Origin of the sequence: Polaromonas sp. CG_9.7 (assembly GCF_015752205.1) — a bacterium.
GTDB lineage: Bacteria > Pseudomonadota > Gammaproteobacteria > Burkholderiales > Burkholderiaceae_C > Polaromonas.
This window is the reverse complement of the sequence record NZ_JADOVG010000025.1, coordinates 12,009-30,597: the sequence shown is the minus strand read 5'-3', so window position 1 is coordinate 30,597 and position 18,589 is coordinate 12,009. Positions and strand designations below refer to the sequence as shown.

At 56.8% G+C, this 18,589-nt stretch carries 19 protein-coding genes; 6 read left to right on the top strand and 13 right to left on the bottom strand.

Translation table 11 applies throughout. The annotated features are described in order from the left end of the window. The first annotated feature begins 120 nt into the window (after positions 1–120). On the top strand, positions 121–1,455 hold the full coding sequence (locus IWX87_RS17905; protein ID WP_196864873.1) for an MFS transporter: 1,335 nt from the start codon (positions 121–123) through the stop codon (positions 1,453–1,455). Positions 1,456–1,663: 208 nt separating this feature from the next. Here IWX87_RS17905 and IWX87_RS17900 read toward each other — a convergent pair whose 3' ends face one another. The 6 genes from IWX87_RS17900 to IWX87_RS17875 form a co-directional block, all read right to left on the bottom strand. Beyond that, positions 1,664–1,951, bottom strand: coding sequence for a hypothetical protein (locus tag IWX87_RS17900; protein ID WP_196864872.1), 288 nt, complete (start codon positions 1,949–1,951; stop codon positions 1,664–1,666). A 319-nt stretch (positions 1,952–2,270) separates the two neighbouring features. Further along, on the bottom strand, positions 2,271–3,251 hold the full coding sequence (locus IWX87_RS17895; protein ID WP_196864871.1) for a recombination-associated protein RdgC: 981 nt from the start codon (positions 3,249–3,251) through the stop codon (positions 2,271–2,273). A 172-nt stretch (positions 3,252–3,423) separates the two neighbouring features. Then, positions 3,424–3,978 carry an NUDIX hydrolase gene (locus IWX87_RS17890; RefSeq protein ID WP_196864870.1) on the bottom strand — a complete coding sequence of 185 codons (555 nt, stop codon included), beginning with the start codon at positions 3,976–3,978 and terminating at the stop codon, positions 3,424–3,426. A 213-nt stretch (positions 3,979–4,191) separates the two neighbouring features. Beyond that, the gene (locus tag IWX87_RS17885) at positions 4,192–4,887 is read right to left on the bottom strand and encodes a fumarylacetoacetate hydrolase family protein (RefSeq protein WP_196864869.1); all 696 of its coding nucleotides are present in this window, start codon (positions 4,885–4,887) and stop codon (positions 4,192–4,194) included. Between the two features lie 160 nt (positions 4,888–5,047). Next, the gene (locus tag IWX87_RS17880) at positions 5,048–5,986 is read right to left on the bottom strand and encodes a tripartite tricarboxylate transporter substrate binding protein (protein ID WP_196864868.1); all 939 of its coding nucleotides are present in this window, start codon (positions 5,984–5,986) and stop codon (positions 5,048–5,050) included. Positions 5,987–6,113: 127 nt separating this feature from the next. Next, entirely contained in the window at positions 6,114–6,416 is a 303-nt protein-coding gene (locus IWX87_RS17875; RefSeq protein ID WP_196864867.1) for an antibiotic biosynthesis monooxygenase, read from the bottom strand. Between the two features lie 276 nt (positions 6,417–6,692). Between IWX87_RS17875 and maiA the strand changes: the two genes are divergently transcribed. From maiA to phbB, 5 genes are all read left to right on the top strand, one after another. Beyond that, positions 6,693–7,331 carry a maleylacetoacetate isomerase gene (gene maiA / locus IWX87_RS17870; RefSeq protein ID WP_196864866.1) on the top strand — a complete coding sequence of 213 codons (639 nt, stop codon included), beginning with the start codon at positions 6,693–6,695 and terminating at the stop codon, positions 7,329–7,331. Next, entirely contained in the window at positions 7,332–8,162 is an 831-nt protein-coding gene (pgeF, locus tag IWX87_RS17865; RefSeq protein WP_196864865.1) for a peptidoglycan editing factor PgeF, read from the top strand. Between the two features lie 349 nt (positions 8,163–8,511). Continuing rightward, positions 8,512–10,275: an alpha/beta hydrolase gene (locus IWX87_RS17860; protein WP_196864864.1), complete on the top strand. Its 1,764-nt coding sequence runs from the start codon at positions 8,512–8,514 to the stop codon at positions 10,273–10,275. Between the two features lie 111 nt (positions 10,276–10,386). Beyond that, the gene (locus tag IWX87_RS17855; RefSeq protein WP_196864863.1) at positions 10,387–11,565 is read left to right on the top strand and encodes an acetyl-CoA C-acetyltransferase; all 1,179 of its coding nucleotides are present in this window, start codon (positions 10,387–10,389) and stop codon (positions 11,563–11,565) included. 102 nt (positions 11,566–11,667) lie between these two features. Beyond that, complete coding sequence (gene phbB / locus IWX87_RS17850) at positions 11,668–12,405, top strand: acetoacetyl-CoA reductase (RefSeq protein WP_196864862.1); 738 nt, start codon at positions 11,668–11,670, stop codon at positions 12,403–12,405. Between the two features lie 125 nt (positions 12,406–12,530). Here the strand turns inward: phbB and IWX87_RS17845 are convergent, their stop codons facing one another. From IWX87_RS17845 to rpsA, 7 genes are all read right to left on the bottom strand, one after another. Continuing rightward, a complete protein-coding gene (locus IWX87_RS17845; protein ID WP_196864861.1) occupies positions 12,531–12,830 on the bottom strand; it encodes a helix-hairpin-helix domain-containing protein in 300 nt (99 codons plus the stop codon). A gap of 136 nt (positions 12,831–12,966) precedes the next feature. Beyond that, positions 12,967–13,974: an ADP-glyceromanno-heptose 6-epimerase gene (gene rfaD / locus IWX87_RS17840; RefSeq protein WP_196864860.1), complete on the bottom strand. Its 1,008-nt coding sequence runs from the start codon at positions 13,972–13,974 to the stop codon at positions 12,967–12,969. A gap of 34 nt (positions 13,975–14,008) precedes the next feature. After that, complete coding sequence (rfaE1, locus tag IWX87_RS17835; RefSeq protein ID WP_196864859.1) at positions 14,009–14,950, bottom strand: D-glycero-beta-D-manno-heptose-7-phosphate kinase; 942 nt, start codon at positions 14,948–14,950, stop codon at positions 14,009–14,011. A 19-nt stretch (positions 14,951–14,969) separates the two neighbouring features. After that, positions 14,970–16,115 (bottom strand): lipopolysaccharide assembly protein LapB, encoded by a 1,146-nt coding sequence (gene lapB / locus IWX87_RS17830; RefSeq protein ID WP_196864858.1) that lies wholly within the window; start codon positions 16,113–16,115, stop codon positions 14,970–14,972. Next, the gene (locus IWX87_RS17825; protein WP_196864857.1) at positions 16,105–16,389 is read right to left on the bottom strand and encodes a lipopolysaccharide assembly LapA domain-containing protein; all 285 of its coding nucleotides are present in this window, start codon (positions 16,387–16,389) and stop codon (positions 16,105–16,107) included. The genes lapB and IWX87_RS17825 overlap by 11 nt, the downstream gene beginning before the upstream one ends. A 62-nt stretch (positions 16,390–16,451) precedes the next feature. Further along, positions 16,452–16,766, bottom strand: coding sequence for an integration host factor subunit beta (locus IWX87_RS17820; RefSeq protein WP_196864856.1), 315 nt, complete (start codon positions 16,764–16,766; stop codon positions 16,452–16,454). Positions 16,767–16,833: 67 nt separating this feature from the next. Further along, entirely contained in the window at positions 16,834–18,522 is a 1,689-nt protein-coding gene (gene rpsA / locus IWX87_RS17815; protein WP_196864855.1) for a 30S ribosomal protein S1, read from the bottom strand. Positions 18,523–18,589 lie beyond the last annotated feature (67 nt).

Here is an 18,589-nt window from a genome sequence, read left to right as displayed (position 1 = left end):
AATTTACGCCTGAATACTCGTCTTCACCATTGGACGTTTTGTCCTATGTCAATATTTACGCTTTTATGAGAACCTCTTCACTGTTGAACAATACAGATTCCGACTGAAACACGAGCCCGCATGACGCCCAACATCAACACCCAAGACATCGCTGCACCGGGCACTGCCCATGACCCAAGGGAGGCCGTTGCCAACGAACACACGATTGCGCCCAGTGAAATAGCGGTCGGCGTCATTTTGGGTCGCGCCTCCGAATACTTCGATTTTTTTGTCTACGGCATCGCGTCCGTACTGGTGTTCCCTGCCGTGTTTTTTCCGTTTACTGATGGACTACAGGGCACTTTATGGGCGTTCGTGATTTTTTCGTTCGCCTTTTTCGGTCGCCCTATCGGCACTCTGGTATTCATGGCCATCGAAAAGCGGTATGGACGCGGCGTCAAACTCACCGCAGCTTTGTTTTTGCTTGGCGTTTCCACCGCCGGCATTGCCTTTTTGCCCAGTTACGCCTCAATTGGTTTCACGGCTATCGTGCTGCTGTCGGTCCTGCGCTTTGCACAGGGTATTGCCTTGGGCGGTTCGTGGGACGGCCTGTCTTCATTGCTGGCAATGAGCGCCCCCAAGGAACGCCGGGGTTGGTGGGCCATGATTCCGCAATTGGGCGCGCCCTTGGGATTCATGATCGCTGCGGCACTGTTCTGGTACTTGAGTTCCCAGTTGTCGGCGGCTGACTTCCTCGATTGGGGCTGGCGTTATCCTTTTTATGTGGCGTTTGCCATCAACGTGGTGGCTTTGTTTGCGCGTCTGCGTCTGGTGGTCACGCACGAATACGAAAAGTTGCTCAAAGACAATTCATTGGCGCCCAGCAATGTCGGCGAATTGATCAAGGCCAGAGGCAGCAACCTGTTTATCGGCGCGTTTGCTTCACTGGCAACTTACGCTTTGTTCCACTTGGTGACCGTTTTCCCTTTGTCTTGGATAAAGCTTTATTCCAACCAGTCGGTCAATGATGTGTTGCTGGTACAAATTGTTGGCGGCGCTATTGCCTTGGTCGGCGTGGTGGCGTCGGGGCTTATTGCCGACCGCTTTGGTCGCCGGAACACCTTGGGTTCACTGGCCATCATGATCGGCTTGTTCAGTTTTGCAGCACCTATGCTGTTGGGCAGCGACGTGTTCGGCGAAGACCTGTTCATTCTGGTCGGATTTGCGCTGCTGGGCTTGTCTTATGGACAAGCGGCCGGGGCAGTAACTTCCAACTTTGAACCCAAATTTCGGTATACCGGTGCGGCATTGACATCTGATTTGGCTTGGTTGATTGGAGCAGCCTTTGCACCCCTTGTGGCTTTGGGCTTGTCAGCGCAATTCGGTCTTGGCTTCATGGGCGTGTATTTATTCTCGGGCGCTGCCTGTACGCTGGCGGCTTTGCGGATCAACAGCGCGCGTGAGTTGCGCGGTTGATCACAACGTCAAAGGCTGCAAATTGTTCAAGCACAGGCGCGGCGCGGCGCCTAATACGAGCAGATCTGCTTCAGGCCTATGGCAGCATCGCAGTGGCCCGTTCCGACCTTGCACAATTACTTTCTTGGTACAGCACTTATAGGCCGCACTCAAGCCTGGATTGCATTACCCACAAGCAAGCCAACCTATGTGTCTATGGTGTAAATCCTCATCGAGTAACCCGGCTCGGATAAACCACGACAGATTCTGTCTTTGGGCGCTCGATTTCATCGAATGAATCTTCTGGTGGCTGGCGAAGTATTGGGGCTCGAAGCTGCTGCGAGTTTTTAATTTCTTCCTCAATTCTGGCAATTCTTTCCGAATACATTTTTGCCAGTGCCGCATGGTGTTCTGCTGCTGCCTGATGTTCCACCCAGGCCAGATTCGCTTCTTCAAGGTACTCGAGTGACCTGCGAATATGCGTTTTAGTGCGTGGTCCGAAAAAACGGAATCTCATGACATCCTCCTGTCGAGGTGCGACGAAGCGGTTTTAAAACACAATTCCAGTCTGGAAATTATTTGTCCAGACTGTCGAACCATGAATAACTGCCTGTTCAGGATTTGTCAATCAGACGGGTCTGATTTGCATGGTTATCTGCCAAGGGTATTACGCCCCAAGTGCTTGCCGCAATTTGTCGGTAGTGGTCTCAGGCAAGCAGTGCTTTTTGGATGTCAGCATCACAAAGTAATCAAGCAAATATGGGTCGAAAACCATAACGCACAGGCTTGAACAATCACAGGGTTGCCTTGGGTCGGTCAAGCCGTTTTGATGAAATCTATGCCGCTGTGAGCAGGGTTTTGGGTGTTTTTGCTGCGGGTGGTGCCTCTCCATCCATGGACAACTCGCCGCCCAGTGCTTCAAGCAGGTCAGGAATCAGGGCCGACAACTCGCCTGTAACGATCGCGGCGTCGGTGTCAAAGCCATCATCGTCCTTGCCGTTTTCCTGCACTCCGTCAAGCACCACGTCGAGCAGCTTGACTTTCTTGACTTGGGCCATGTCGGTCAGCACGAACGACACCCGCTCGTTCCAAGTCATGGCCAGCTGCGTGGGCACTTTGCCCGACGCAATGTGCTCGGCCACTTCGTCGATTTCCAGCGTGTGGCGTGAATAGCGGACTGTTGACTTCTGGTCGTCAGGCATTTTGAGTTCGCAGTCGCGGTCGACGGTGAAACCGACGGGCGCTTCGCGGCTTGCCAGCCAATGCGCCATGGCTGCACCCGCCGCCATCGCGGTCTGCACCGGCTTGGCCATCAGGCCGGGGCGTGACCCGGGAATTTCGCTCAACGCTTCGATCAGCTGGCTGACCACCTTGTCGGCACCGGCCAGGCTGGCAGAATCAACGACGAGGAACTTGTTGTCCGGGTCGATCCATAACGTCGTCGATGACCGCTTGGTGAAGGCGCGCGGCAACAGGGCCTGCATGGCTTCTTCCTTGAACTCTTTCTTGATCTTGGCGCTGGCGCGCTCGCGGCCGGTTTCCTGCTTGTATTTTTCAACGCGTTCCTCCACCTCGGCTTTGACGGCAGAGGCGGGTACCGGGCGGCGCTCAATGCTCAGCCGCAAAATGACCTGCGTGCCCACGGTTTCGACCATTACGGCGCTTTTGTTGCCACGCGGCGGCACCCAGCCGACCGATTCGGGCTGCGTTGCGCCACAGGGCATGAATTGGGCGGTCTGAAGCACCTCTTCCAGCGCTTCAAGCGGTGGCAGGACAAAATCGGTGGCAATGCGAAAAAAGGAAGCGGATTTGAACATGGGATTTCAGTATCGGAAGATTCTGGTGAAAAGGGGGCCAAAAGGCATTGCCAACGGCGAGAGCCGAAGCTAAAAAGCGGTCATCAGTGAGTGCGAAAGCAAAGCCTGAAATTTTAAGCCCGGGCTGCTTGGCTGAATGTGAACAGTTTGGGATAAAACCCCGCCTGGAAGGTCAGGAAACATCCCGCACATGAATGCCGAAACTGCCCTTGCGCCGGTCGTTAAAGTAGCATTCCAGCGTCTCTTTGACGGTTCTAAATGCAATCTCGTCCCACGGGATTTCAGACTCGGTGAACAACCTGGCTTCAATGGTTTCGTGGCCGGGATTGAAGTCGGTGCTCAAGAGCCGGGCTCGGTAATAAAAATGGACCTGGCCCACGCGGGCCACATTCATGACGCTGAAGAGGTCCTGCATCTCATACTGCGCGCCCGCTTCTTCGTCGGTCTCGCGGGCGGCACCTTCTGCCGTGGTCTCGTCCATTTCCATGAAGCCGGCCGGCAGGGTCCATTTGCCCCAGCGTGGCTCGATATTGCGTTTGCACAGCAGCACCTGCCCGCCGTCCTCGCCCCACACCGGCACCGTGCCGACGACGTTCAGGGGATTTTCATAGTGAACGGTGTTGCAGGCCGGGCAGACGCCTCGCTGCTTGGTGTCGCCGTCATCAGGCAAGCGATAAACCACGGCGGTGCCACAGACGCGGCAGTGTTTCAGAGGGGGGCGGTGCATCAAATGAGTGTAGCGGCTTTGGCGTTTGTTTTGGATTTACGGCAGCCTTCAGGGCTTTGACCTGCTTCAAAAAACATAGCTGAGAACGCAAGCTGATAAAGCGCAAGCAGCATGAATAGTCTTGAGAATTCAGTCTTGTCGCACGGGTTTGAAGAGTTTGCCTGACACCTGAGGGTTGCCATTGCAGCCGCATCCGGCAACAGGCTTTGTCGCTCAGGAAAGCTTGATGCTCAACGGCTCCAGGCCTGCGACGCCGCCCGTCAGGGTGTCGCCTTTCACCACAGCCGCCACGCCTTCGGGGGTGCCGGTATAGATCAGGTCGCCGGGCTGCAGTTCCCAGGCGGCTGAAAGGTGCTCGATCGATTCGGCAATCGACCAGATGAGCTTGGACACATGGCTTCGCTGCCGGTCCTGGCCGTTCACCTGAAGATGGATTTCAGCATGCTCCACATCGCCGGCCTGGGCTGCAGGCGTGATCGGGCCGATGGGCGCGGAATGCTCGAACGCCTTGCCGATGCACCAGGGACGCCCCTGTTTCTTCATCTCGTTTTGCAGGTCGCGGCGCGTCATGTCCAGGCCCACCGCATAGCCAAAAATGTGATCCTGCGCATCGGCTGCCAGGATGTTCTTGCCGCCTTTTCCAATGGCCACCACCAGTTCGATTTCATGGTGCAGGTTGTGCGTCAGGCTGGGGTAGGGGACGCTGGCCTGGGTGCCGGCGTCCACCGCAACGATGGCATCTGCGGGCTTCAGAAAAAAGAACGGAGGCTCGCGTCCGGTAAACCCCATTTCCTTGGCATGTTCTTCATAGTTGCGGCCGACGCAATAAATACGGTGGACTGGAAAGCGATCTTCCGTGCCCACGACAGGCACTGAAACGATGGCGGGTGGAGTGACGACAAAACCCATGGCGAAAATTCCTTGACAAATCTGCGCCCGGACCTACGGCCGGGCGTTTGGGAAAATGAGAAACAAACAGGCGGTGCTGGCAACAGGCCCGCTGCGCAGTGTGACACGGTGGGCGCAATCAAAAAAGTTCCACTGCTAACCCTCCGTCGATGGCCTGGCGCTATTCAAGCCTGATACCGCGCGTCTGGATGATATTGCCCAGAATGGCAGTTTCGTCCTTGAGCCGGCTGCGCAGACCGTCAGGCGACGTTCCGACGGCTTGCCAGCCTTGCGCAAAGAGCTTTTGCCGCGTGTCGGCATCGCGCATGATGCGCGGCACCTCTTGGGCCAGCCTTGCCTGCGCGGCGCTGGACAGGCGGGCCGGCCCGATCAGTGCGGTCCAGACTTCCAGGTTGACATTTTTCAAGCCAGCCTCGGTCAGTGGCGGCACGTCAGGTGCGAGCAGGCTGCGACCGCCTGTCAGGCCAATCGCCCGGAGCTTGCCTGAGCGGATGTGCGGCAGGGCGATGCCGGGCGGTATCAGCGCCATCTGGATCTGACCGCCCAGCATCGCCGTGACCACCTGCGGATTGCCCGAATATGGAATATGCACCGGCATCAAGCCGCTCGAGCGCTGCTTGACCAGTTCCATGCCCAAATGGCCGACCGATCCGTTGCCGACAGACCCGTAGTTCCACTGATTGCCCGCTTGGTGCGCCGCCGTGAAGAATTCGGCTCCGCCCGGAAGGCTGGCTGGCGCGACCAGCATCAGCGGCGCGGTGGTGAGCAGCGAGATGGGCGCAAAGTCTTTGGCCGGGTCGTAGGGCAGCATGGCATAAAGCTGCTTGGCGGAGGTCAGGTTGCCGTTGATGACGACGCCCAGCGTGTGGTCGTCAGTGGCCTTGGCGACCAGGTCTGCGGCAATATTGCCCGACGCACCTACCCGGTTTTCGATAATGACCGGCTGGCCCAAGGCCCGAGACAAAGGCTCGGCCAGCGTTCGGGCCGACATGTCGGGGGTTGATCCTCCGGGAAAGCCCACCAGAATGCGGACCGGCCGGGTTGGCCAAGCTGATGCGGTCCCCGCTTTTTTATCGGTGTTTTGCGCTGTTGCGCTCATGGATGCGGCGCATGCAACTATTAAAAAAGTAGTACGCACGGCATGCGTCGAACAAACGCGGCCAAGCCGTTTGAACCGGCTGGGTATCAGGTCAGGAAGCTTCATTATTTTTTAACGCAGTCATTCATCAGACGGATTCCATTGCCAGATTGAAGTGTTCCACCGTGGGGGGGCTGGCAAAGAAAGGTCCGACAATCGCCCGCCAGTCGGCAAACGCAGCCGACTCGCGAAAATCGACGGTGTGGTTTTCCAGAGTTGCCCAGCGGATTTGCAGCAGGTAGCGCTCGGGGCTTTCAATGCCCTTGAATACCTGGTAGCCCTGAAATCCCTTGGCATGGGCAATCACGGTATGAACGCCACGCGCGATGGCCTCGTCAAAGGCGGTCTGCTGGCCGGGGTGGATACGGATATCGGCAAGTTCAAGAATCATCAAAGCTCCAGTGAATGTTGTGATCGCAAAGGTCTAACTCTAGCGGCAAATTTCATCCAACAGGGCCCTGCGTGTCTTTATTCAGCGCGCTTACGTTGAAGCCAATTGAAAAATCGGTTGTGAGCGATGCCATTTTTTGAAAGGGGGATGATTTGTGTCGGCTTTGGTGGTTTCTGCAAACCCGGCCTGACTGAATTCATATTCACGTGATTTATCGAGTCGCCTCCCGCACGGTCCAAAAAGCAACAAGCACTGTCCCGGTTTATGCTTTCATCCATGAAGCTGCACAACTATTTCCGTTCTTCTGCGTCGTTCCGGGTCCGTATCGCGCTGGAACTCAAGGGTCTAGCGTACGACTATGTGGCGGTCCAGCTGACCAAAGACGAGCACCTCAAAGCGCCGTACGCGTCGCTTTCTGCCGACCGCCTGGTGCCGCTGCTGGAAGTGGAGGGTGAAAAGCTGTCGCAGTCGATGGCCATCATCGAATACCTCGATGAAATGCATCCAAAGCCTGCACTTCTGCCGGCCGACGCTCGGGGCCGCGCCAGGGTGCGGGCGCTGGCGCAGACAATTGCCTGCGAGATTCATCCGCTCAATAACCTGCGTGTGCTCAGGTATTTGGCGCGCGAGCTGCGTGTCAAGGACGAAGAAAAATCCCAGTGGTATCGCCATTGGTGCCGCGAAGGGCTGGACGCCTTCGAGCGGCAACTGGCCGGCTTGCCCGCCTCGGTCTATTGCCATGGCGAAACTCCCACACTGGCCGACTGCTGCCTGGTGCCGCAAATTTACAATGCCTTGCGTTTTGAGGTGAGCATAGAGGGCTTGCCGCGCACCATGGCCGCCTACCATGCGTGCATGGCGCTACCCGCTTTCCAGAAGGCCCAACCGTCATCCTGTCCTGACAGTCAGGCCTAGATGTCTGGCCGTTTTCACCCTGACTGGCTGGTCCCCGACTGGCCCGCACCGGCTGGCATCAAGGCGGTGTTCACCAGCCGCGCCGGTGGCGTTTCAACCGTGCCGTTCGACACCATGAACCTGGGCAGCCATGTGGGTGACCTGCCTGTATCGGTGGACGCCAACCGCCAGCTGCTGAAGCGTGCCACAGGCGTTGAGCATGCTGTCTTGCTTGATCAGGTGCATGGCAACCGGGTGGAACTGCTGGACCCGACCACGCCGAACGGCCAGCTTGCCGATGCCTGCATGACGCTGCATCGCCAGCTGGCCTGCACCGTCATGGTGGCCGATTGTCTGCCGGTGCTGCTGGCATCACTGGACGGCACCCGGGTTGCTGCCGCCCATGCCGGCTGGCGGGGGTTGGCCGGCAGCGGTGATGCCGCAGGGCAGGGCGTCATCGAGTCGGTTTATGCGTCTTTTAGTGCTCCTGCGCAATACCAGACTGCACAAGATGCTACAAAAATAATAGCTTGGCTGGGGCCGTGCATAGGGCCTGCGGCGTTTGAGGTGGGCGAAGAGGTGCGGGCCGCCTTTACCGCGCGGCAGCCGCAAGCCGCGCATTGCTTTACCGCCATCGCGTCCGGTAAATACCTGGCCGATCTGCCAGCCCTGGCCCGCCTTCGGCTGCAGGCACTGGGTGTCACGCAGGTATATGGAAACGACGGCAGTGCGCCTTGGTGCACCGTTGGCAATCCCTCAAGGTTCTTTTCCCACAGGCGCGATGCCGGCATCCCGGGGAACGGCTTCGGTACCACCGGGCGCATGGCTGCCTGCATCTGGCTCGACGGCTGAAGCACTTGTTTGATCGACTCCCTGGCGGGTAGACGCCAGATGATGTGCCCGTGCCTCGGCCTCGCGTTTTTTAATGGCCTTGTTGCGCTTGGGCGCGCCCATCAGGTAAACCACCAATAGCACAGGTCCTATGCCATAGAGTAAAAGGGTGACCAATGCGCCCAGGACGGTGCCATTGCTGCTGGCGGCTTCGGCTGCGCTCATCATCAACACGACATACATCCACGCGATTACAACCAAATACATAGTGAATTCATTCTTTCGTGTCAGGATCTAAAAAGTAATTGATAGGATACTGGCTGCAACTAATTGGCGTTTGCCAGCACACTGCATCACCGAGGAGACATTGATGAATTCTGAACTCAACTGGACAATGACGACCCAACAAATGCAGGAGACCCTTGGAGAAGGTATCAAGCAGGCGATGTCGTCCTTCGGAACCGGGACTGCCCCCGGCTTTCCAGCCATGGACTTGTCGGTGTTTAAGTCGCTCGCACCGTCCCAGCCCTCCATCACGTTCGAGCCCTCCAAGCTGCTTGAGCTTCAGCAGCAGTACATCGCCGGCGCATCGGCTCTCTGGAACATGGGCCTGAGTGCAGGGGACGAAACAGCCAAACCAGCCGACCGGCGTTTCTCGGATCCCGCCTGGCAGGCCAGTCCGGTGTCAAAATTCCTTGCCTCTGCTTATCAGCTCAATGCCACGACCCTCATGGGTCTGGCCGAAGCCGCCGAAAGCGATGCCAAGACCAAGTCGCGACTGCGTTTTGCGGTCGAGCAGTGGATGGCGGCTTCAGCTCCCAGCAACTTTCTGGCGCTGAATGCCGAAGCGCAGAAAAAAGCCATTGACACCAAGGGCGAAAGCATCGCAAAGGGAATAGCGAACATGCTTCACGACCTGAAGCAGGGCCATGTGTCGATGACCGATGAAAGCATCTTCGAAGTCGGGAAAAACGTCGCCACCACTGAGGGTGCCGTTGTATTCGAAAACGAGTATTTCCAATTGCTCGAATACAAGCCGCTGACAGACAAGGTCTATGAAAAACCCTTCCTGATGGTTCCGCCTTGCATCAACAAGTTCTATATCCTGGACCTGCAGCCTGAAAACTCCCTGATCCGCTATGCCACGGCGCAAGGTCACCGGACCTTCGTGATGAGCTGGCGCAACCCGGACCAGTCCATGGCGGGCAAAACCTGGGATGACTACATCGAGAACGCACCCATCAAGGCTATTGAAGTGGTGAAGGAAATCACCGGTGCCGACACCATCAATGCCCTGGGTTTCTGTGTTGGCGGCACCATTTTGAGCACGGCGCTGGCGGTGTTGGCAGCCCGTGGCGACAAACCGGTGGAAAGCGTCACGCTGCTGACGTCGTTGCTGGACTTCAGCGACACCGGTATCCTGGATATCTTCATTGACGAAACGTCGGTCAAGTACCGTGAAGCCGAAATGGGCAAGGGCGGCCTGCTCAAGGGCAAAGACCTCGCTTCCACTTTCAGCTTCCTGCGCCCGAATGACCTGGTCTGGAATTATGTGGTCGGCAACTACCTCAAGGGCGAAACTCCGCCGCCGTTTGACCTGCTCTACTGGAACAGCGATTCCACCAACCTGCCAGGACCGTTCTATGCCTGGTATTTGCGCAATACGTATTTTGAAAACAACCTGATCAAGCCCGGGAAAATGGTGGTTTGCGGCGAAAAGGTCGATCTCGGCAAGCTAGACATGCCGTTTTATCTTTATGGCTCGCGTGAAGACCATATCGTGCCGATTGGCGGCGCCTATGCGTCAACCCAGGTTTTGCCAGGCAAAAAGCGCTTTGTCATGGGCGCATCCGGCCACATTGCGGGCGTGATCAATCCGCCCGCCAAAAAGAAGCGCAGTTACTGGACCAACGACCAATTGACGTCCAGCCGCACGGCGGGCGACAAATACCCGGCTTCGCAGGTTGACTGGCAAAAAAATGCCACCGAGCATGCTGGCAGCTGGTGGACGGACTGGTCCGACTGGCTGCAGAGCCACGCCGGCAAGCAGATTGCGGCGCCGAAGACTTATGGCAGCCGCAAATTCAAAGCCATTGAACCTGCGCCCGGCCGCTACGTCAAGGTCAAGGCCTGATTCAGCCAAAAACCGTATTTCAGGCTTTCCAAGCCTGGCAGGTTTTATCTATTTCAAATGGTTTAGTTCAACAGCACCCAGGTGCATCCCTGGTTTTATAAAGGAGACAACATGGAAGATATCGTTATCGTGTCAGCAGGCCGGACCGCCGTCGGAAAATTCGGCGGCTCGCTGGCGAAAATACCGGCCACCCAACTGGGCGCTGCCGTGATCAAGGCCGTACTGGAGCGCTCGGGCTTGAATGCTGAACAGATTGGCGAAGTCATCATGGGCCAAGTGCTTGCTGCAGGCGCAGGCCAGAACCCGGCACGCCAGTCCGTGCTCAAGGCCGGATTTCCCCAGGGCATTCCAGGCCTGACCATCAACGCCGTCTGTGGTTCCGGCCTGAAATCGGTCATGCTGGCGGCCCAGGCCGTGGCAACCGGCGACAGCGAAATCGTGATTGCCGGCGGCCAGGAAAACATGAGCGCCTCGCCGCATGTCCTGAACGGTTCACGCGACGGTCAGCGCATGGGCGACTGGAAACTGGTCGATACGATGATCGTCGACGGCTTGTGGGACGTGTACAACCAGTACCACATGGGTATCACCGCAGAAAACGTTGCCAAGAAGTACAACATCAGCCGGGAAGCCCAGGACGCGCTGGCGCTGGCCAGCCAGACCAAGGCGGCTGCAGCCCAGGATGCGGGAAAGTTCAAGGACGAAATCATCCCCGTTTCGATTCCCCAGAAAAAGGGTGATCCGGTGGTTTTTTCGTCCGACGAGTTTCTCAACCGCAAGACCAGCGCCGAAGGGTTGGCAGGCTTGCGCCCGGCCTTTGACAAGGCGGGCGGCGTGACTGCGGGCAATGCCTCGGGTCTGAACGACGGCGCTGCGGCGGTCATGGTCATGACGGCGAAAAAGGCTGCAGCCCTGGGCCTGACGCCATTGGCCCGCATTGCCAGCTATGCCACGGCCGGCCTGGACCCTGCCTACATGGGCATGGGGCCCGTGCCTGCCTCAACCAAGGCCCTGCAGCGCGCAGGCTGGAACGTGCAGGATCTGGACCTGCTGGAAATCAACGAGGCGTTTGCCGCCCAGGCTTGTGCTGTGAACCAGGAAATGGGCTGGGACACCAGCAAGGTGAATGTCAATGGTGGCGCGATCGCCATTGGTCACCCGATTGGCGCGTCCGGCTGCCGCATTCTGGTCACGTTGCTGCACGAGATGGTGCGGCGCGATGCCAAAAAAGGCATTGCCAGCCTGTGTATCGGCGGAGGCATGGGGGTTGCCCTCACACTGGAACGCTGAAAATCAGGTAAAACAGTGCTTCGCGCTTACCAGCAGGGCGTAAGCAGCTATTAGAGTAATAGCAAGAGTTTTTAACAAATCCAACGATCCCAGGAGAAGACAATGAGCAACAAAGTAGCGTATGTAACCGGTGGCATGGGTGGTATCGGAACCGCCATTTGCCAGCGACTCGCCAAGGATGGGTATACCGTGATTGCCGGTTGCGGCCCCACGCGAGACTTCACCAAATGGATCGACGAACAAAAAGCATTGGGTTATTCATTCCACGCTTCAGTCGGTAACGTGGGGGATTGGGATTCCACAGTGGCCGCGTTCGACAAGGTCAAGGCAGAGCATGGTCCGGTCAGCGTGCTTGTGAACAATGCAGGCATCACCCGCGATGGGCAGTTCCGCAAGATGAGCAAGGCCGACTGGGATGCCGTGATCTCGACAAACCTTGACAGCATGTTCAACGTGACCAAGCAAGTCATCGAAGGGATGGTTGAGGCCGGGTTTGGCCGTGTCATCAACATTTCGTCGGTCAATGGCCAGAAGGGCCAGTTTGGCCAGGTGAACTATTCCACCGCCAAAGCCGGCTTGCATGGCTTCACCATGGCACTGGCCCAGGAAGTAGCGTCCAAAGGCGTCACCGTCAACACGGTTAGCCCGGGCTATATCGGCACCGACATGGTCAAGGCGATCCGCCCTGAAGTGCTTGAGAAAATCGTGGCCGGCGTGCCTGCCAAGCGGCTCGGACAACCGGAAGAAATCGCATCCATCATTGCCTGGATTGCATCAGACGAAGGTGGTTACGCCACGGGCGCTGATTTCTCGTTGAATGGTGGCTTGCACATGGGTTGATGGCTTGAAGGCCCTGGCTTTCAAATGAAAAAACCCGCTTTCGAGCGGGTTTTTTCATGGGGGACCGAACTTGGTTTTTGATGGAACTCATGTGTTCTAAATCCATTTCAAGTGGAAACAAGGAACTATTTTTTGACAGTCTTTGCATCAGCCGTGTCGCCTTCGTAAGTTGCGCCTCCCACTGTCATGCCTTCGGCAGAAAACTTCGCTGCAGTTTTGCTGCCCACGCCCTTGATGCGCCCCCTGAAGTCTTCCCAGTTTTTAAACTGGGATTTGCTTCGCTCGGCAACAATCAACCGGCTGGTAGCCGGCCCAACACCCTTGATTCCGTCGAGTTCCGCTTCGCTGGCCTGGTTAACATCAACCGCGGCAAAAGCTGTTGCCAGGGGAAGCGCCATGAAGAAAATCAGGAATTGTTTCAGCATTGGAAACCCTCGAACTGAAAGCGCAGGCTTAGGCATTGAGGCATGAAAATCAAGCAATTTCAATGCAGTAAGGTCTGTGATGTGGACATGATTCGGAAAATTTCCTGACCGAATAATTCTGAGATTTAAAAAGCTGCTATTTTTTACCATTGCCTAGCCACTGCATATAAGCAGCAACCCCGGTTTGCACGTCAGCGAACACATGTTCGCACCCTGCCGCGCGCAATGCGCTCAAATCGGCCTGCGTATAACTCTGGTACTTGCCGACGAGTGCCTCGGGGAAACCAATGTAATCGATCATGCCCCCGCGCACGGCCTCTTCAAGACTCAATGGATCCGCATTCTGGGCTTGGCGCAAGGTGTTGACGACGGCAGTCGCGACATCATTGAAGGGTTGGGCGCGGCCTGTCCCGAGATTGAAAATGCCGGAATGTTGAGGATGATCGAAAAACCAGAGATTCACGTCCACGACATCGTCAATGAAGACAAAATCGCGCATTTGCCCACCCGGTCCGTAGCCGCCGTAGTCGCCAAACAGTTTGACTTTGCCCTCCGCCTGGAACTGGTTGTACTGGTGAAAAGCCACGCTGGCCATCCGGCCTTTGTGTTGCTCGCGTGGGCCATAGACATTGAAATAGCGAAAACCTGCAACCTGCGTTTGCGCATTTTCAAAAGTGTTGCCGAGCTCGCGTCGAAGATGCTGGTCAAACAGCAGCTTGGAGTAGCCGTAGACATTCAGCGGTTGCTCAAATTCCGGAGACTCGCTAAAGGTATCCGAGCCGCCATACGTGGCAGCTGACGAGGCATACAGCAAACGGGTGTTCTGGCTCTGGCAGGCGCGAAACAGCTCGCACGACAGCGTGTAGTTGTTGGCCATCATGTATTTGCCGTCGAGTTCCATGGTGTCGCTGCAAGCGCCCTCATGAAACACTGCCTCGATGTGTCCGAAGGCACCTTCAGCAAACTGGCTGTAAAAATCGTCAGAATCAATATAGTCAGCAATTTTCAGGTCGGCAAGGTTGCGGAATTTGTCACCCTGCGTCAGGTCATCCACTGCAATGATGTCATCAATACCGCGGGTATTCAGTCCCTTGACCAGATTGCTGCCTATGAAACCGGCAGCGCCGGTGACTACGATTTTCATGAAATTTCCTAGGATGTTCAGGGAGCCGCAGCGCTCAGCTAACGGCAAAAAGCTCGCTGTGATTAACAGTCGCCGTGCCGAATTTCCCCACCACGATGCCTGCAGCACGGTTGGCAATGGGTACGGCGTCACGCAGGCTCAGGCCAGCCGCTGTCATGGTGGCCAGCGTGGCAATCACGGTATCCCCGGCACCGGTGACGTCAAACACTTCTCGGGCCACCGTGGGGACATGCAGTTCGCCCTGCGCATCAAACAGGGTCATGCCTTCCTCACTGCGGGTGACTAGCAAGGCCTGAAGGTTTAGCGCCGAACGCAAATTCTGGGTCTTGGTACGCAATTCGGTTTCACTGCTCCAAGGACCAATGACCTGTTCCAGTTCCGCGCGGTTGGGCGTGATGATGCTGGCATTTCTGTAACGTTCGAAATCCGAACCTTTGGGGTCTACCAACACCACCTTGCCGGCAGCCCGCGCCTGGGAAATCATGGACACGATATGTGCGAGTCCGCCTTTGCCGTAATCAGAAAATAAAACTGCTTGATGCTCAGGGAAAATGGTTTTAAAGGTGGTTGACTGGGATGCCAGCACTTCATGTTCAGGTGTGTTTTCAAAGTCGAGCCGCAGCAATTGCTGCTGACGCCCGATCACGCGTAATTTAACGGTGGTTTTAAGATTTGCATCACGTCCGAAGTAGGGCGTGATGCCGGTTTTCGCCACCAGGTCTTCCAAGGTATGACTTGCTTCGTCTTCGCCCACTACCGTTAACAGGGAAGCCTGCGCCCCCAATGTCACGATGTTGTAGGCTACGTTAGCGGCTGCGCCAATCCGTTCTTCAGTTCGAGTCACGCGCACGACAGGCACGGGCGCTTCGGGCGATATGCGGTCTACAGCACCGTACCAGTAGCGATCCAGCATGGCATCACCCACCACCAGGACACGAGCCGATGCAATTTTTTCAGGGGTAATGGTCGGGTTCATTTTTATGAGATCAACAGCTTTATAACTCTTCAATGCGGCGCACAGGGTAGCTGTCCCAAGCCTGACAGCCGGGGCAATGCCAGAAATGCTGGGTGGCTTCAAAGCCGCAGGCGGCGCAACGGTAGCGCATCAAGGGTTTGGTAGCCTGGTCCATCGCCCGCTGCACCAGCGTGTGGTGATGTTCGTCTTCAAGTTTTTCTCCTGCAATCCACTTGCTGGCCGCCACCAGGGAAATTTCACTCTCCATGTGAGCGACATACCATTTCCGGGCGGACAAGGAGTCTTTTTCAAGCTTGACAATAGCCTCGATCACGTCAATTGACGGAGCTTGGGCATAGCTGGATTCAAGCAGCGCCAGGGCGGTTTGATGCTGACTGATGCTTTGCGCCACGTTGGCCAGCAGGTTCGCAGCCAGTGGCAAGACCTGCGGGGCGACTATGGTGAGCGAGCGCAGTGTCTGAAACGCCTCATGTCCCTGGCCTAGCTGACTCTGGAGCTTGGCCAGGTCAATCAATGGCCTGGCAGCAGCAGGCGCCATGGCAACAGCCTGCAAGAGCAGACCAAGCGCCACGCCGGTATCGCCCGTGGCGATGGACGCATTCGCCTGCTCGCACAAATAATGCGATTGACGCGTACTGAAACTGCCTTGGGTGGAATTTCCAAGCCGGGCAGCAATTTCAGTGGCGTTGGCCCAGTCACGCGAACGCTCGTAGATCGACAGCAGCGCAAGCCGGGCTTCCTCTTCAAACGGTGTGCCTTCCAGCTTGCGAAGTGCCGCCTCGGCACGGTCAAGCAGGCCGGCTTTCAGGAAATCCAGCGCCAGTGCATGCTGGGCGCGCTCGCGTTCGGGCTGGGTCAAGTCGCCACGCGACATCAGATGCTCATGAACCCGAACGGCGCGCTCATATTCGCCGCGGCGTCGAAACAGGTTGCCCAAGGCGAAATGCAATTCGGACGTGTCGGGGTCGTTCTGAACGGCTTCAATGAATGCGTCTATGGCCTGGTCCTGCTGCTCGTTGAGCAGAAAGTTCAGTCCCTTGAAATAGGCCTTGGGTGCCTGACGGTTCTCGATGCGCAGTTGCCTCAGGTCTAACCGGGATGCGAGCCAGCCCAGCGTGAAGGCAATCGGAAATCCGAGCAAAACCCAGGTAAAGTCAAATTCCATGTTGAATCGGGACGGGGTTGTTGTGAGTTTCAGTAGGCAACGCAACCGACGCAGGAGGCAAACCAGCTTTGCCTTTTTTCCACCAGCGCGGCATCATTACAAGAATACCCATTGAAAGACCGCAGGCAAAGGTGGCCAGCACCACGAGCACCAAGGGCGCTTGCCACAAGGTGCCGAAAAAGAAATGCACTGCAACCGTTTGCTGGTTGTTCAGCGCAAAAGCAAAAAGCGTAAAAAAAATGGCTGCCTTGAGCAGCCACATCAGGTATTTCACTGGCAATCCCCGGAGTGGTCTGGCAATTGTAGCCAGCCGATCGAGCGAGAAAGCGCCAAGAATCAACTTGGCGGCGGAACCTTCAGCAATTCTTCCGTTCGGGCATCGACCGATTCACGCAAGGCCTTGCCAGGTTTGAAGTGCGTCACCCGTTTTTCGGGAATTGCCACACTTTCTCCGGATCGAGGATTGCGTCCCATGCGGGGAGGGCGCCGGTTGATGGAAAAACTGCCAAAACCCCTGATTTCAATCCGGTTGCCACGCACCAAGGTGTCAGCCATCGCATCAAGAAGTGTCTTGGTGGCCAGTTCGGCATCACGGTGCGTCAGCTGGCTGAATCGGGCTGCCAGTTCTTCGACTAAATCGCTTCGGGTCATCCGGAATTATCTGGTTGGGACAGAGCACATGGGCGGCAAGCCGCGTCATGTGGACTGTCCCGCAAGATTACTTGGACTCGCTGTTGTCCAGCTTGGCGCGCAGCAGGGCGCCCAGGCTGGTCAGGCCGGCGCTTTCGCGCGACGACTGCTGGCTCAGGGAAGCCATGGCTTCTTGCTGGTCGGCGTTGTCCTTGGCCTTGACCGACAGCTGGATGTTGCGGGTCTTGCGATCCACGTTCACCACAACTGCAGACACTTCGTCGCCTTCTTTCAGCACATTGCGCGCATCTTCAACGCGGTCACGGCTGATTTCGCTGGCGCGCAGGTAGCCAATGATGTCTTCGCCCAGATCGATTTCTGCGCCCTTGGCATCAACGGTCTTGACCTTGCCGGTCACGATCGCGCCCTTGTCGTTGATCGACACGAAGGTGGTGAACGGGTCGGAATCAAGTTGCTTGATGCCCAGGGAGATACGCTCGCGGTCCACATCGACAGCCAGCACGATGGCTTCGACTTCCTGGCCCTTTTTGTAGTTGCGAACAGCGGCTTCGCCGGGCTCGTTCCACGAGAGGTCAGACAGGTGCACCAAGCCGTCGATGCCGGCAGCAAGGCCCACGAATACACCGAAGTCGGTGATCGACTTGATCGGGCCCTTGACGCGGTCGCCGCGCTTGGTTTCCACGGCGAATTCTTGCCATGGGTTGGCCTTGCACTGCTTCATGCCCAAGCTGATACGGCGCTTGTCTTCGTCGATTTCCAGAACCATGACTTCGACTTCGTCGCCCAAGGCAACAAGCTTGCTTGGCGCGACGTTCTTGTTCGTCCAGTCCATCTCTGACACGTGGACCAAGCCTTCGATGCCTGGCTCGAGTTCGACAAATGCGCCGTAGTCGGCAATGTTGGTGATCTTGCCGAACAGGCGAGTGCTTTGCGGGTAGCGGCGGTTCACGCCCATCCATGGGTCGTCGCCCATTTGCTTCAGACCCAGGGACACGCGGTTTTTCTCGGTGTCAAACTTCAGGATCTTGGCAACGATTTCCTGTCCAGCTGTCACCACTTCGCTCGGGTGACGCACGCGGCGCCATGCCATGTCGGTGATGTGCAGCAAGCCGTCAATGCCGCCCAGGTCAACGAACGCACCGTATTCGGTGATGTTCTTAACGATGCCCTTGACAGCAGAACCTTCTTTCAGGGTTTCCATCAGCTTGGCGCGTTCTTCGCCCATGCTGGCTTCGACCACGGCTCGGCGTGACAGCACGACGTTGTTGCGTTTGCGGTCGAGCTTGATGACCTTGAATTCCATGGTCTTGTTCTCATACGGAGACAAGTCCTTGATAGGGCGGGTATCGATCAGCGAGCCAGGCAGGAAGGCGCGGATGCCGTTGACCAGAACAGTCAGGCCGCCCTTGACTTTGCCGCTGGTCTGGCCAGTGACGAATTCGCCGGATTCCAGAGCTTTTTCCAGGCTCATCCACGATGCCAGGCGTTTGGCCTTGTCGCGCGAGAGCAGGGTGTCGCCGTAGCCGTTTTCGACGGAGTCGATGGCAACTGACACAAAGTCGCCGACCTGGACTTCAACTTCGCCCTGGTCGTTCTTGAATTCTTCGAGAGGAATGTAAGCCTCTGACTTGAGGCCAGCGTTCACAACCACGTGGTTGTGATCGATGCGCACTACTTCAGCGGTGATGACTTCACCAGCACGCATTTCAGAGCGTTCGAGTGATTCGTTAAACAGGTCGGCAAAAGATTCAGACATGAATTTCCTAATCCACACAACAGGTTTCCAACAGCGAAATTGCTATTGTTTTTATGACTGCTTGCGG

What these genes read in the sequence shown, in the direction of transcription:
- IWX87_RS17860 (WP_196864864.1), top strand. Translation starts at nt 8,512, where the DNA reads ATGAATTCTGAACTCAACTGGACAATGACGACCCAACAAATGCAGGAG.
- rpsA (WP_196864855.1), bottom strand. Translation starts at nt 18,522, where the DNA reads ATGTCTGAATCTTTTGCCGACCTGTTTAACGAATCACTCGAACGCTCT.
- pgeF (WP_196864865.1), top strand. Translation starts at nt 7,332, where the DNA reads ATGTCTGGCCGTTTTCACCCTGACTGGCTGGTCCCCGACTGGCCCGCA.
- IWX87_RS17820 (WP_196864856.1), bottom strand. Translation starts at nt 16,766, where the DNA reads ATGACCCGAAGCGATTTAGTCGAAGAACTGGCAGCCCGATTCAGCCAG.
- IWX87_RS17905 (WP_196864873.1), top strand. Translation starts at nt 121, where the DNA reads ATGACGCCCAACATCAACACCCAAGACATCGCTGCACCGGGCACTGCC.
- maiA (WP_196864866.1), top strand. Translation starts at nt 6,693, where the DNA reads ATGAAGCTGCACAACTATTTCCGTTCTTCTGCGTCGTTCCGGGTCCGT.
- lapB (WP_196864858.1), bottom strand. Translation starts at nt 16,115, where the DNA reads ATGGAATTTGACTTTACCTGGGTTTTGCTCGGATTTCCGATTGCCTTC.
- rfaD (WP_196864860.1), bottom strand. Translation starts at nt 13,974, where the DNA reads ATGAAAATCGTAGTCACCGGCGCTGCCGGTTTCATAGGCAGCAATCTG.
- IWX87_RS17875 (WP_196864867.1), bottom strand. Translation starts at nt 6,416, where the DNA reads ATGATTCTTGAACTTGCCGATATCCGTATCCACCCCGGCCAGCAGACC.
- phbB (WP_196864862.1), top strand. Translation starts at nt 11,668, where the DNA reads ATGAGCAACAAAGTAGCGTATGTAACCGGTGGCATGGGTGGTATCGGA.
- IWX87_RS17885 (WP_196864869.1), bottom strand. Translation starts at nt 4,887, where the DNA reads ATGGGTTTTGTCGTCACTCCACCCGCCATCGTTTCAGTGCCTGTCGTG.
- IWX87_RS17855 (WP_196864863.1), top strand. Translation starts at nt 10,387, where the DNA reads ATGGAAGATATCGTTATCGTGTCAGCAGGCCGGACCGCCGTCGGAAAA.
- IWX87_RS17880 (WP_196864868.1), bottom strand. Translation starts at nt 5,986, where the DNA reads ATGAGCGCAACAGCGCAAAACACCGATAAAAAAGCGGGGACCGCATCA.
- rfaE1 (WP_196864859.1), bottom strand. Translation starts at nt 14,950, where the DNA reads ATGAACCCGACCATTACCCCTGAAAAAATTGCATCGGCTCGTGTCCTG.
- IWX87_RS17900 (WP_196864872.1), bottom strand. Translation starts at nt 1,951, where the DNA reads ATGAGATTCCGTTTTTTCGGACCACGCACTAAAACGCATATTCGCAGG.
- IWX87_RS17895 (WP_196864871.1), bottom strand. Translation starts at nt 3,251, where the DNA reads ATGTTCAAATCCGCTTCCTTTTTTCGCATTGCCACCGATTTTGTCCTG.
- IWX87_RS17890 (WP_196864870.1), bottom strand. Translation starts at nt 3,978, where the DNA reads ATGCACCGCCCCCCTCTGAAACACTGCCGCGTCTGTGGCACCGCCGTG.
- IWX87_RS17845 (WP_196864861.1), bottom strand. Translation starts at nt 12,830, where the DNA reads ATGCTGAAACAATTCCTGATTTTCTTCATGGCGCTTCCCCTGGCAACA.